The 12,475-nt window shown below is 65.1% G+C and carries 13 protein-coding genes; 7 read left to right on the top strand and 6 right to left on the bottom strand.

Annotated features, from left to right (window positions below; translation table 11 throughout):
• Nucleotides 1-48: 48 nt before the first annotated feature.
• The 3 genes from BM075_RS18805 (at nucleotide 49) to BM075_RS18795 (ending at nucleotide 2,067) form a co-directional block, all read left to right on the top strand.
• Nucleotides 49-429, top strand: coding sequence for a thioredoxin domain-containing protein (locus BM075_RS18805; protein ID WP_093362244.1), 381 nt, complete (start codon nucleotides 49-51; stop codon nucleotides 427-429).
• Nucleotides 430-607: 178 nt separating this feature from the next.
• A complete protein-coding gene (locus BM075_RS18800; RefSeq protein WP_093362339.1) occupies nucleotides 608-952 on the top strand; it encodes an ArsR/SmtB family transcription factor in 345 nt (114 codons plus the stop codon).
• Between the two features lie 59 nt (nucleotides 953-1,011).
• On the top strand, nucleotides 1,012-2,067 hold the full coding sequence (locus tag BM075_RS18795) for a YeeE/YedE family protein (protein WP_093362243.1): 1,056 nt from the start codon (nucleotides 1,012-1,014) through the stop codon (nucleotides 2,065-2,067).
• Between the two features lie 91 nt (nucleotides 2,068-2,158).
• Here BM075_RS18795 and BM075_RS18790 read toward each other — a convergent pair whose 3' ends face one another.
• Both BM075_RS18790 and BM075_RS18785 read right to left on the bottom strand, forming a co-directional pair.
• The gene (locus BM075_RS18790; protein ID WP_093362242.1) at nucleotides 2,159-3,145 is read right to left on the bottom strand and encodes an aldo/keto reductase; all 987 of its coding nucleotides are present in this window, start codon (nucleotides 3,143-3,145) and stop codon (nucleotides 2,159-2,161) included.
• 161 nt (nucleotides 3,146-3,306) lie between these two features.
• Nucleotides 3,307-4,689 (bottom strand): bifunctional enoyl-CoA hydratase/phosphate acetyltransferase, encoded by a 1,383-nt coding sequence (locus BM075_RS18785; RefSeq protein WP_093362241.1) that lies wholly within the window; start codon nucleotides 4,687-4,689, stop codon nucleotides 3,307-3,309.
• Nucleotides 4,690-5,070: 381 nt separating this feature from the next.
• Here BM075_RS18785 and BM075_RS18780 point away from each other — a divergent pair, with 381 nt between their 5' ends.
• Nucleotides 5,071-5,496 carry a hypothetical protein gene (locus tag BM075_RS18780; RefSeq protein ID WP_245758909.1) on the top strand — a complete coding sequence of 142 codons (426 nt, stop codon included), beginning with the start codon at nucleotides 5,071-5,073 and terminating at the stop codon, nucleotides 5,494-5,496.
• Nucleotides 5,497-5,525: 29 nt separating this feature from the next.
• Here the strand turns inward: BM075_RS18780 and BM075_RS18775 are convergent, their stop codons facing one another.
• Complete coding sequence (locus tag BM075_RS18775) at nucleotides 5,526-6,665, bottom strand: alpha-D-ribose 1-methylphosphonate 5-triphosphate diphosphatase (RefSeq protein ID WP_093362240.1); 1,140 nt, start codon at nucleotides 6,663-6,665, stop codon at nucleotides 5,526-5,528.
• A 74-nt stretch (nucleotides 6,666-6,739) separates the two neighbouring features.
• On the opposite strand from BM075_RS18775, the gene BM075_RS18770 reads away from it, so the two are divergent.
• Nucleotides 6,740-7,429 carry a DUF1045 domain-containing protein gene (locus tag BM075_RS18770; RefSeq protein WP_093362239.1) on the top strand — a complete coding sequence of 230 codons (690 nt, stop codon included), beginning with the start codon at nucleotides 6,740-6,742 and terminating at the stop codon, nucleotides 7,427-7,429.
• Here BM075_RS18770 and phnN read toward each other — a convergent pair.
• Nucleotides 7,411-7,953: a phosphonate metabolism protein/1,5-bisphosphokinase (PRPP-forming) PhnN gene (phnN, locus tag BM075_RS18765; RefSeq protein WP_093362238.1), complete on the bottom strand. Its 543-nt coding sequence runs from the start codon at nucleotides 7,951-7,953 to the stop codon at nucleotides 7,411-7,413. The genes BM075_RS18770 and phnN overlap by 19 nt on opposite strands.
• Nucleotides 7,954-8,046: 93 nt before the next feature.
• Nucleotides 8,047-9,009 carry a CorA family divalent cation transporter gene (locus BM075_RS18760; RefSeq protein ID WP_093362237.1) on the bottom strand — a complete coding sequence of 321 codons (963 nt, stop codon included), beginning with the start codon at nucleotides 9,007-9,009 and terminating at the stop codon, nucleotides 8,047-8,049.
• A gap of 242 nt (nucleotides 9,010-9,251) precedes the next feature.
• Here BM075_RS18760 and BM075_RS24500 point away from each other — a divergent pair, with 242 nt between their 5' ends.
• Nucleotides 9,252-9,398: a hypothetical protein gene (locus BM075_RS24500; RefSeq protein WP_177208415.1), complete on the top strand. Its 147-nt coding sequence runs from the start codon at nucleotides 9,252-9,254 to the stop codon at nucleotides 9,396-9,398.
• Nucleotides 9,399-9,701: 303 nt separating this feature from the next.
• Here the strand turns inward: BM075_RS24500 and BM075_RS18755 are convergent, their stop codons facing one another.
• Nucleotides 9,702-11,267: an acetolactate synthase large subunit gene (locus BM075_RS18755; RefSeq protein WP_093362236.1), complete on the bottom strand. Its 1,566-nt coding sequence runs from the start codon at nucleotides 11,265-11,267 to the stop codon at nucleotides 9,702-9,704.
• Between the two features lie 304 nt (nucleotides 11,268-11,571).
• On the opposite strand from BM075_RS18755, the gene BM075_RS18750 reads away from it, so the two are divergent.
• A complete protein-coding gene (locus BM075_RS18750) occupies nucleotides 11,572-12,465 on the top strand; it encodes an aldo/keto reductase (protein WP_093362235.1) in 894 nt (297 codons plus the stop codon).
• Nucleotides 12,466-12,475: the final 10 nt, after the last annotated feature.

Below are 12,475 nucleotides of genomic sequence, written 5' to 3'. Positions count from 1 at the left end.
TCATATTATGTTAGGAGAATGTGATCCGTCAATCAGCCGAAAAATCCGATGATCGGAAGTCTCCGCATCCTGCTCTCAGGCCTGGTCCTGGCACTCTCCACCTTCCCCGGATGGGCGGTGGAACTCGTCATGGTCGAACGTGTCGGGTGCAGTTATTGCGCGCAGTGGAATGCCGAAATCGGGCCGATCTATCCGAAGACACCGGAAGGCGCCTATGCGCCGTTGCGCCGCGTGGACCTCAAGGCGAAAGAGATGGAGACACTGCACCTGGAGCGGCGGGTGCTCTTCACCCCAACCTTCATCCTCGTAGACGAAGACGATCGTGAACTAGCGCGGCTCGAGGGCTACCCGGGGGAGGACTTCTTCTGGGGTCTCGTGCAGCGGTTGCTGCAGGAGCATACGGACTTCGGCACTGCGGCCGATGGCTGAGCAGCCCCCTCCCCGGTCTGTCAAGGCGGACGGCCTCGCGGACGAAAACGCCAGAAAAGGCGGCGTATCCGCACCGGAAACGGGCAAACACGGCGCCGCCGACGGGGATCGGATTGAAATCTCGGCCCTAAGGTGCAACTTTGGGATCTGCGAACCGGACTATAGAGACATGAACGACATGGGACTTCCCGTCATCGACGAGCGGACCAGCGAGGAGGAGATCGACCAGATCGTCTCCAAGGCGACCACGGCGTCCAACTTCCTCAAGGCGATCAGCCACGAGGGCCGCCTCATGATTCTCTGCCACCTCGTGACGGGCGAAAAGTCCGTGACGGAGTTGGAGAACCTGCTCTCCGCGCGTCAGGCCGCTGTTTCGCAGCAGCTTTCCCGCCTCCGGCTCGAAGGCCTCGTTCAGCCCCGGCGGGATGGCAAGACGATCTACTACTCCTTGACGGACGACCGCCCCCGCAAGATACTCGAGGTCGTTTACGAATTGTTCTGCAAGGACGACAACGCCTGCTAGGCCGGTGAAGAAACGCGGCTGAACCGCGCGCCCGGCGAACCAGCTGGGGAGGGCTGCGGATGGGCGAGTTTCTGGACGACGCGGTGCTCGTCGCGCTGCTGGGCTTTGCCGGCGGGTTGGCCCTGGGTCTCGCGGCCCGCATTGGGCGGTTCTGCACGCTTGGCGCGATCGAGGACGCACTCTACGGACAGTCCGACATTCGCATGCGCATGTGGGCGGTCGCCCTCGGTGTTGCGGTGATGGGTACGTTCGGACTGGCGGGCGTTGGTCTGATCGAGCCCACGGAGAGTTTCTATCTCAACCGCGGCTGGAATCCGCTTGCGCATGCCGCGGGCGGGCTGCTCTTTGGCTATGGCATGGCACTGGCGGGCAACTGTGGCTATGGCGTCCTGGCGCGGCTCGGTGGCGGCGATATGCGGGCCTTCGTCATCGTTCTGGTAATGGCGATCTCCGCATACGCTGCGATCTCGGGCCCCTTCGCCGCGGTGCGGGTCGCGGTCTTTCCCGAAGACCTTCTCGGCGCGCACGCACCGGCCGGTTTCGCCCACCTGCTGGGCGGCTCCATTGGCCTGCCGCCTGCCGCCGTCGGCTTCGCCATCGGCGCGGCCATACTCGCCGCCGCGCTCGCACCGGTACGGATGCGTTCCAATCGGAAAGCGGTGCTCTGGGGCACGGTGGTGGGGCTGGCGATCGTCTCGGGCTGGGCTGGAACCACTCTCGTGGCAAACCGTAGCTTCGACGCAGTTCCTGTCGAAAGCCACACCTTCTCAGCGCCGCTGGGGGACACCGTCCTCTACCTGATGCTTGCGTCGGGCATGAAGCTTAACTTCGGTGTGGGCTCCGTCGCGGGCGTCCTCTGCGGCGCCTTCATCGGCAGCCTCCGCAAGGGCCATTTCCGCTGGGAGGCCTGTGACGACCCACGCGAGTTGCGCCGGCAGATCCTGGGCGCGGCCCTCATGGGCGTCGGTGGGGCGGTCGCCGTGGGCTGTTCCGTCGGGCAGGGCTTGTCCGCCTTCTCGCTCCTGGCCTTCTCCGCGCCGCTGACGCTCGCCGCCATCATCACCGGCGCCTGGTTCGGCTTGCGGCAACTGATCCACGGCTTCGCCGCGCTCTGACACGCGGCTTCTTGTGTCCCGAAATATCCTCGGGGGAGCCTTCCGGACCTCGTCCGGAAGGCGTGGGGGCAGACAGCCCCCATCCTCCGCCTCAGTACGCGCCGCGAATGTGATCCTTGACCTGTTCCTCGTAGAACTCGGTCAGTTTCGCGTGCAGCGCCTTCGGCAACGGCGCCACGTCGGACGCTGCCGAATTGCGCAGGATCTGGTCAGGCGCGGAGGCTCCCGGAATGATGGTGGACACGGCGGGATGGTCGAGAATCCACCGCTGCGCCATCTTGGCCAGCGTCAATCCGGACGGCAACATGCCCTTGAGGGCCTCGGCCAATTCCACGGCCTTCTCGAAGGGCAGGCCAGCGAACGTCTCGCCAACATTAAACGCCGCGCCGTCGCGGTTGAAGTTGCGGTGGTCCTTCTCCGCGAACGTCGTCTCTGCGGTGAACTTTCCGCTCAGAACGCCGCTGGCCAGCGGCAGCCGCACGATGATGCCCACGCCCTTCGCCTCCGCCTGGGGCAAAAGCTCGGTGACGAGTTTCTGGCGGAACAGATTGAAGATCACCTGCAGCGACAGCAGCCCGTCCTGCTGCAGGCACATCAACCCGTCATCGACGGTCTCCACGCTGGCGCCGAAATGCCGGATCGCGCCTTCCTGTTGCAGCGCACGCAGCCAGTCGAAGATATCGCCCTTCCGCATCACCTCCGACGGTATGCAGTGGAGTTGCACCAGGTCCAGTGCCTCCACGCCCAGCCGTTCACGGGAGGCGTCCACGCCGCGCCGCAACGCATCTTCGGTGTAGCCGTCGGGGTAGACGTCCGGGCCACGGCCGAACTTGGTGGCCACGCGGATCGGATCGCCGTCCCAATGCTTGAGGAACTGCCCGATCAGGTCTTCGCTTCGGCCCGCTCCGTAGACATCCGCTGTATCGAAGAAGCTCACGCCGTGAGTGGCGGCGGTGGTCAGGATTTCCAGACCGATATCGCGCGCCACGCCCGACCCCCAGTCGGCACCGAGCTGCCAGCAGCCCAGCCCCACTTCGCTCACTTCAAACCCGTTCGCGCCAAGCTGTCTCGTCTTCATCCTTGCCTCCCTTATAGGCCGCGCCGGACCTCGAAGCGGCCCGAGGCGTAGTCAATCGGACCGGTTATCTGCGCCCTTCCCGCCCGGGTCAAAGCATCCGGGCCGCGACAGATCGTGGCGCTGACCGGAAGCTTGGGACCGCTGCGGGACGGGCGGGCGACTCACATCGGTTTCTTGCGATGCGCATAAAGTGCGGCCACCGCGCAGGACACCAGTCGCGCCTTGTCGTCGTCAGCCCGGCTGGTGAGAATGACCGGGCATTTCGCGCCGATCACGAGACCGCCGGCCTCGGCATGGGCGATGAAGGTCAACTCTTTCGCCAGCATGTTTGCCGACTCGAGGTTCGGTGCGATCAGGATCTCTGCCTGGCCCGCCACCATCGAGCGGATTCCCTTGGTGCGCGCGGCCCCGAGGTCGATCGCGTTATCCATCGCCAAAGGCCCGTCGACCAGCGCGCCCTTGATCTGACCGCGCTCCGCCATCTTGGACAGCGCCGCCGCTTCCAACGTTGACGGGATCTTGGGTGTCACCGTCTCCACCGCCGACAGGATGCCCACCTTGGGTTCCCGGATACCGAGGGTATGGGCCAAGTCGATGGCGTTCTGCGTGATGTCGACCTTGGTCTCCAGGTCCGGCGCGATGTTGATGGCACCGTCCGAAATGAGCAGCAGGTGATTGAGTCCCGGCACGTCCATCACGAACACGTGGCTGAGCCGGCGCCCGACACGCAGCCCACCATCGCGTTTGACCACCGCCCCGAGCAGGACGTCGGTATGCAGGTTCCCCTTCATGAGCGCTGCCGCCTGCCCTTCGTTCACCAGACGCGTTCCGATATCGGCCGCGAGACGGTGAGAGGGCTCGTCGATGATCTCGAAGCCGCTCAGGTCGCGCCCGACCTTTTCGGCAGCTTCGCGAATCTTCCTTTCGTCCCCGATAAGAATCGGATCGATCAGGGTATGGTCATACCCCAGGAGCGGGCCGAGCAGCGCGTCTTCCGTCTCTGGCGCGACAACGGCCGTCTTCAATGGCGGCAGGGGTTCGGCCTCTTTCAGGAGCTTGTCGAAGATCGCATGGCGCTGCACGATCAGGCCGGGCAGATCGTCGATGACGTAGTCCATCGGCTCGGTCGGAGCAAAGACCTCGGCCACGCCCTCCACCAGCTTTTTCCCGTCGGCGGTATCGACCTTGCACTCGAAGACGGCGACATAATCCGGCTTCTTCTCGATCAGTTTCACCCGAACGATGATCTCGTCGCCCGCGAACGCCCGCTCGAAGAAGTTCAGCGACTGCGACTTGTAAAGCATGCCCGGTCCGGGAAGCTTGCGCCCGAGCGCCGACGCGATGAGGGTCGACACCCACATCGCCGGTGCCACCGGCTCCTTCAGCGCCCCTTCGACGTTCTTGAAGCGGGGGAAATGCTTGGGGTTCATGTTGCCGCTGATATTGGCAAACACATAGAAGTCATCGGCGCGGCAGATCCGGCGTACCTCTGCCTCCATTCCGATTTCCAGCTGGTCCCAGGGTGTATTGGTTATGGTTTTCATGTGAAGGTCTTTCATCCCAGTCCCCGAACTACCACGGCGGACCGACCTGAGCGCAGTCTGCCGTTGCCTCTACATTACAGCAGGCTATGGCCCAAGTGCCCCGCCAAACGAAACCTCCCCTGGCATATCAGTTAGCCAATTTCGCCCATTTTGCACCTGCATTGCAAATATGCCGCACCGCCGCATGGCGTTTGCTCACGCAGCAAGCACTGACTTGCCGCATTTTTCCCCGGTACTTCGCGCATTCGAAGTGCCCCTCTGACAGCCGTGGAAGGCGGCTCTGCTTCATGACGTTACGCTCGGGGCTTTGCCACGCGGCGGGGTCGTGCTAGCACATTGTCCACGGACGTTTTTTTGTGGGACTTTGAGAGGGGCGAACCGATGATGCCGAAATTCCTCACCGCCATGGCCGTGGCGACCGTGACAACCCTGGGCTCCTCTGCGGCATTTGCCCAGGACGGCGGTTTCGGGCTTGAGCTGAACAACGCGCGGGAGGCGGAGAACGGCTGCCGCATGACCTACGTGGCCCGCAACGGGACGGGCACGGACCTGTCGGCGATTTCCTTCGAAGTGGCTGTTTTCGATGCCGAAGACATCGTTTCGCGGCTGCTCATCCTCGAATTCGGGGCGCTGACCAACGGCAGGACCAAGGTCGTCCAGTTCGATCTTGCCGACCAGCCTTGCGAGGGTATCTCGCGGCTGCTGGTCAACAGCGTGTCCGAGTGCAGCGCTGCCGAGGGCGAAGCGCCGGACTGCATGGCGGTTCTAAACGCGAGCTCGCGAACCGACATCGGCTTCGGCCTCTGAAACGTGCGGCGGCGCGGAGCCGTCGCGCCTCAGGCCACCCGCCGCCCGGCAACCCAGGCGCCGCGCACCGCGCCGGCGCCTGCCACTCTGTGTACACGGATCACATCGGCCCGGGCGCCGATCTGCAGCCGTCCACGGTCCGGCATGTCCACAGCGTCAGCGGGCGCTCGCGTGACAGTTCGCACGCCGCGCGGAAGATCCCCCCACAGATCCCCCAGCATCAGCGCGGCCGACAGCAGCGCAGAGGGGACGTAATCCGAACTGACGATGTCGAGAACGTCGGCCTGGGCCAGGTCCAATGCGGCCACGTTACCGGAATGGCTCCCGCCACGGACCAGATTTGGCGCCCCCATCATCACCGAGATTCCCTGCGCCCGGCAGGCTTCGGCGGCCTGCCGCGTGGTCGGAAACTCGGCGAGCCGCACGCCATACCCGGCGGAGGTTTCCACATGAGCCGCGTCTGTGTCGTCGTGGCTGGCAAGAACGGCGCCGTAGCGGCGTGCCTCCGCCACCGCCGCCCGTTCATGCTGCTCCCCATGTCGATCCCGGAGCGCACGCATCTCAGATACGTGGTCCTCGAACCCCGCATCCGTCATCTCATACTTTCCCTGAACGTACTGCTTCAGCTTCTCCATGTCGCGGAACTGCCGCTGGCCGGGTGTATGGTCCATCAGGCTCACGATCCTCACCCTGTCTTCCGGCCCGAAAGACGCCATCTCCGGCACCAGCGTGGCAGAACAGATCTCGGCGCGGAGGTGCAGATAGTGGCTGATCCGCAGCGCCCCCTCGGCGCGGAGCTGCAACAGCTCGCTCGCAAGTTGGCGGGCATATTCGGGGTAATCGTTGCTCGCTCGCGGCACCGATCCCACCCGCATCGCGTCAAAGACCGTCGTGATGCCAACGCTGGCCAGTTCGCCATCATGGGCGATGATGGCGGCGGCGTGGGGCCAGTCGACCTTCGGACGGGGGCGGATGTGCCGTTCCAGATTGTCGGTATGAAGCTCGATCAGCCCCGGCATCACCAGGTCGCCAGCACAGTCCACAGCGTCGGCGGGCACGCTCGTACCGGGGGCGATGTCGGCGATCCGGCCGTCTTCGATCTTCAGGCTGCCTCGGAACGTTTCATCGGGCAGAACAAGCTGCGCATTGGCGAGAATTGTTGGCGTCATGGGGTGTTCCAGTTCGCTCCGCTCTCGCAGGCTGCGCCGCACTGTGCTACGCGCGTCGATGCAGGAGGCTCGTAATGGACGGTTTCACGCGTTACGCGATTTTCTATGCCCCGCCACCGGGGCCGCTGGCTGATTTCGGCGCCGCATGGCTCGGTTGGGACCCGCGCGGAGGCCGCAAGGTTGCGCATCCGGACCTGCCGGGCCTGCCGATGCCCACCGCCGAGATCACGAAGACGCCGCATAAGTATGGCCTCCACGCGACCTTGAAGCCGCCGTTCCGGCTGAAGCCGGGATTCGACGTCGCCGAGTTGCACAACGCGACCTTGGCACTGGCCTCCGCGCTGGAGCCGGTTCTGCTGGATGGTCTCAAGCTGGACCGGCTGGACGGCTTCCTGGCGCTGGTGCCCGAGGGCGACACCACGCCGCTTGCCCTGCTGGCGGCTCGCGTCGTCGAAGCGCTGGACGGCTTTCGTGCCGCGCCAGGAGAAGCCGAACTGGAACAACGCCGGAAGGTGGGCTTGACCCGCAATCAGGAGGTCCTGCTGCAAAAGTGGGGCTATCCCTACGTCATGGAGGAGTTCCGGTTCCACATGACGTTGACGGGAAAGCTGCCGGATGGCGAGGGCGACGCCGTCGCTGCACGGCTGCGCCCGGTGCTCGACCCGATCCTGCCGAGTCCTGTCAGGATTCGCGATATCTGCTTGTTCGGCGAGGGTCAGGACGGGCGGTTCCACAATCTGCACCGCTACACGCTGAGCGGCTGAAGAACCGACAGGAAAGCCGTCACCGCCTGATCCAACGCGCCGTCGTTTTCCACCACCACGATCGGCGGGCCATAGGGGATTTCGTAATCCGCCCGCGCCAGCCTTCGGGCAATGTCCGCCCGGCTTTCCTGCCCAAGCGCGGCCAGCCGGTCTGCGAGCACGGGCACGGACGCCGTGACGAGAATCACCGTCAGGCCGGGAAACTCCTCCCAAGCCTGACCGAGTACCCCGCGGGAGCCGTTGAACAGAACGTCCCGCCCTTCCGAGATGGCGCGGTCGATGCTGGTGGGAATTCCGTAGTGCACGCCGTTCGTCTCCCAGTCGAGCGCGAAATCCCCGGCCGCCTTTCGGCGCGCAAACTCCTGCTGGCTCACCCCCTCGAATGGCTCGCCGCCCGCCTCCTCCGGGCGCGTGATGACCCGGCGCACGAGATGCAGGTCCGGGCGCCGCTTCTGCGCCTCGGCCATCAAAGTATGCTTACCCGCGCCGGTCGGTCCGACGACGGCGAACAATCGCCCCGCCATGCTACGCCGCCCTCGACACGCGTTCGCGCGCGCAGCCCGTTGCCGTGCCTCCTGTCCGGTCCTTCATGTTCGCCGTCCCATTCCTAGCGCCGATCACAACCAGCCGCGCCGCTTGAAGTAAAGGTATCCCGCCGCGGCCGAGACAATCATCAGCGCGACCGCGCCGATCACGCCCCAATCGCTGTGCAGACCGGGCATCCAGCGAAAGTTCATCCCATAGATTGACGCGATCAGCGTGGCGGGCGCGAAAAGGGCCACCAGCGCGGACAAAACGGAAACCGCCTTGTTCTGTTCCAAATCGATCAGGCCCAGCGTGGCATCGGTGACGAAGGAGACGCGCTGTGAGAGGAAATCGGCGTGGACCTCGAGCGCCGCGATATCCCGCGACTGTCCGCGCGCGAGTCGTTTCGCCTCGCGACTGGTTTCCTTCTCGATGGGAAATTCGTCGATGTAGTTGAGCGCCCGCTCCAGCGTCAGCAGGGACAATCGCACTCGTCCGATGCGCTCGCCAAGGTACCCGGTGGAGACCAATGACTGCTGCAGCATCTCCGACCTGTGCTGCTTTCCCACCTCGAACACCTCCAAGGAGGTGGCATCGAGCTTGCTCCCGATATCCTCCAACGTATCCGCAAGCTGACCGACGATCCCCTCGACCAACCCCATCGCTACCCGGCTGGGCGTCTGCGGTCCCTCGCTGTCACGAGCGGCGCTGGCGGCGTAACGGTCGAATGGCTCGGGTGCGTGGTATCGCACGGTTACGAGCCGCTCCGGGGAAAGGATAAAGCAGACAGGCCGCGACAGGCGCCGGCCCTCCGGCGAGACGCCGGGCAGAACGACTGTGATGTAGTCCGCATTGCCCTCGCGGTAGAGCCGGCTGGAAATCTGGATCTCCTCCATATCCGCGAGGCGGGGCACCGCGATCCCCAACGCCTCGACTTGGGCGACCTCCTCCGGCTGGGGGTCGAGCAGGTCGATCCAAACGGCGTCGGTGACGCCGCCTTCGGGTGGCTCGAACCGGCGCAGACCACCTTCCGTGTTCCGATGGGCAAGAAGCATTTGCTCGGACCTGCACTGCCTTTATCAACAGCCCTTGGGTATACCCGCGCGAAAGATCATCCAAGCCCGCCTGTCACCACGCCGGGTTCGGTCCGGGCGTGGGGTGCCCACCAACTCCGCGACAGTGGCGAAAGTTGCCCCGACGGAACCCCGGTAAAACCCGCGGAACGACTCTCTGTGGCCACGTCGGTGCCTCATTGGGCTGCGAATTTATCCATGGTTACATAGTGAAGGAGGAGGCCATGGAGTGGTTGTCGCAGTTGACGGTGGGAGAGTTGATCATGAGCTTCCTTCTTTGTTGCGTCATCCATGAGTTTCTCGTCGCCATCCTGCCGGACACCGTTGCCGGCCCCGGCGGTTGGCTGATCGATACCGGTTCGGAGACGTAAGCGCCCGAACCGCACCCTCGGAGGTTGAGGGCGACCGTTCCCCGCAAACCCGCAGAAGCCAGCGCCCGCGATACAGCGGCACGCAATACCGGCCCCTGCGCTGTGGTGACATCGGTAACCCGTGCATTCCCATGCCTTCGCGAAGACACTCCGCAGTGGCGTGCCTGACCTGGCCGCCACCCGACGTCGCAGAGTGATATGACCGCACTGCCATGATCGACGGGTCCGCCAATCGGGTTGGCACTGCCCGACCCAACGCCGCCCGCAATAAGGACCGCAGGGCGAGGCTGAACCGAACGCGAGTTAAGCGAACCCTGGCGCGCTGCTGGGGAGGCAGACCTCGATCAGGAAAGGACCGGGCCGCTCAACGGCACCGGAGAAAGCCGCAACAAAGCTGTCCATGTCGTGCGCCCGTTCCGCGGCCACGCCATGCCCGGCGGCAAGCGCGACCCAGTCGAGCTGCGGGTCTTCGACATTGAACATCCGTTCGGCGTTGCGGCCCACCGAGTGGACGCCAACGTTCGCCAGTTCACCGCGCAGGATCTGGTATCCGCGATTCGCGAAGACGATCACGGTCACGTCGAGCCGCTCCCGCGCCATCGTCCATAAGGACTGGAGCGTGTACATGGCCGAACCGTCGCCGGTGGCGGCGATGACCCGGCGATCCGGGCAGGCCACGGCGGCCCCGACCGCCAGCGGCAGCGCCGCCCCGATCGCCCCGCCGGGGTTGTTCAGCCAATCGTGGCGGCGCGCGGTACGCGTCGCGTCCGACAGTGGCTGCCCCGCGGTGACGCTTTCGTTCACCACGATCGCGTTCTCCGGCAGGAGCGCCGCCAGTGCGGCACCAACTTTTTGCGCAGTGATGGTTCCCGACGGAAGGGCAGGCAGGTCCAGGGCCAACACCGCCGGCGTGCTGTCCAACGCGTCCGTCTCCTCTGCCAGCGCCTGAAGCGTCCAGGCGATGTCCATACGCGGCCCGCAGAGATCGAGCAGATGGCAGGAGGGCGGTGTCGGCGTGGACGGCTTGTCGGGGTAGGCGAAAAAGGCCACGGGTTCCCCAGCGCCGACGAGCACCATATGGCGGACGTCCTTCAGGATCTCCGCATTCTCGAGCACGGCGTAATACATGCACTCGATGGCGACCGCGCCCGCGCCCCGCTGAAGGCGCGGAACGAAAAGGTCGGCCATCAGTCGGCAGCCCGTTCGGGCGGCAATCTTGCCCGCAAGAACCGCCAAGTCGCCGTGAAGCGCCGCCCCGCCGACGAAGAGCGCGGCGCCCTCCGCGCGCAACGCATCGGCAGCGGCGCGGATCTGGTCCGGGCGGGGACGGTGCAGGCGGACCGGCGGCAGGGGATCGGCGGGAGCTTCGGCGGCGTCCCATGCAGTGTTCGCCGGCAGCACGAGGGTCGCAATCTGGCCGTTGGCGGACCGGGCCGCGCGGACGGCATCGGCCCCGTCCCCGGCAACCGCACGCGCATCGCTCGAGACGCGAAGCCAGTCGGACACACCGCGCGCGACACCTTCGATATCGCCCTTCAGCGGCGCGTCGTACTTCAGGTGGTAGTCCGCGTGCTCGCCCACCACGTTGACCATCCCGCCGAAGCCCTTCCGCGCGTTATGGACATTTGCGTATCCGTTGCCGAACCCCGGCGCGAGGTGCAGCAGCGTTGCCGCCGGCTGTCCGGTCATCCGCCAATAGCCGTCCGCCGCCCCGGTGACGCCTCCCTCGAACAGCCCGAGGATGCAGCGCATCTGCGGATGGGAATCCAGCGCGGCGACGAAGTGCATCTCCGACGTTCCGGGGTTGGCGAAACAGACGTCCACCCCACCCGCCAGAAGGGTTTTAACCAAGCATTCCGCACCGTTCATCACCTTGCCTCCGCAACTGCCGTATCGTTTGGCGCGCAGTCAATCACAGCGCACCGGCCCCTGCACGCGCAATCGGGGCGCGAAGCGGCGCGAGTGGGGTGTGCGCTCTTGGCGGAGTTACAATCGCCCGACCACGCCCGTCCTCCGCGCCACACCCCGGGATGAACCGGCCAGGAGGGGCAACGCATCGGTCGAGGACCAGCACACCCGCAAAATCCGCACCAACCGCCCCTTGTAGGCGGCGGTGCCTTCGTGTTGGTCTGCCGCGAGATGGATACGGGTGCCAACGCACCAAGGAGCGGCCATGGAACGGGTGGAATTGACCGTAGGACTGGAGCTGAGCCGGATCGTGTACGGGATGTCACGCCTTGCAGACGATCCGGACAGATCCCCCGCGCGGATACAAGCTAAGATCGAGGCCTGTCTGGAGCAGGGAATCACCAGTTTCGACCAGGCGGACATTTATGGCGACTACCTCGGCGAAGAGATATTGGGGGCCGCGCTCAAAGCCGCGCCGCATCTGCGCCCGCAGATGGAGATCGTCACGAAATGCGACATCGTTGCGCCGGTCGGCAGATACGCCGACCGAAGGGTGAAATACTACGACACCCGGCCCGCGCATATCGCCGCCTCCATCGACTCGTCCCTTCGCAATATGGCGCTGGAGCGGATCGACCTGCTGCTACTGCACCGTCCCGATCCGCTGATGGACCACTACGACACAGGCCGGGCGCTGGACGAGGCCGTCGCGTCCGGCAAGGTTCGGGCGGTTGGCGTGTCGAACTTCAAGCCGCACGACTGGCGGCTTCTGCAAAGCGCGATGGATGCTCGCCTCGCAACAAACCAGATCGAGATCAGCCTGCTTGCCCACGAGCCGATGACCAACGGCGATCTCGCCTTTCTGCAGGAAATGGACGTCGCCCCGATGGCGTGGTCGCCACTCGCCGGCGGGACGCTTTTGTCTTCAGGCTTCAACACGCTGAATGAGGCCCTGCACGAGGTGGCGAACCGCCATGGCGTCGAAGCCTCTGCCGTCGCGGTGGCCTGGCTGCTGGCCCATCCGGCCTGCATCCTTCCGGTCGTGGGGACCAATACGCCAGAGCGGATCGGCCGGATTTCCGATGCGTTCAAGGTCGACATGGACCGCCAGACATGGTTCACGCTCTACACCGCCGCACTCGGCCACGAAGTGCCGTGAACGGCAAGAC

Source organism: Tropicimonas isoalkanivorans (assembly GCF_900112335.1).
Classification (GTDB): Bacteria; Pseudomonadota; Alphaproteobacteria; order Rhodobacterales; family Rhodobacteraceae; genus Tropicimonas; species Tropicimonas isoalkanivorans.
This window is presented reverse-complemented; position numbering and strand designations above follow the sequence as displayed.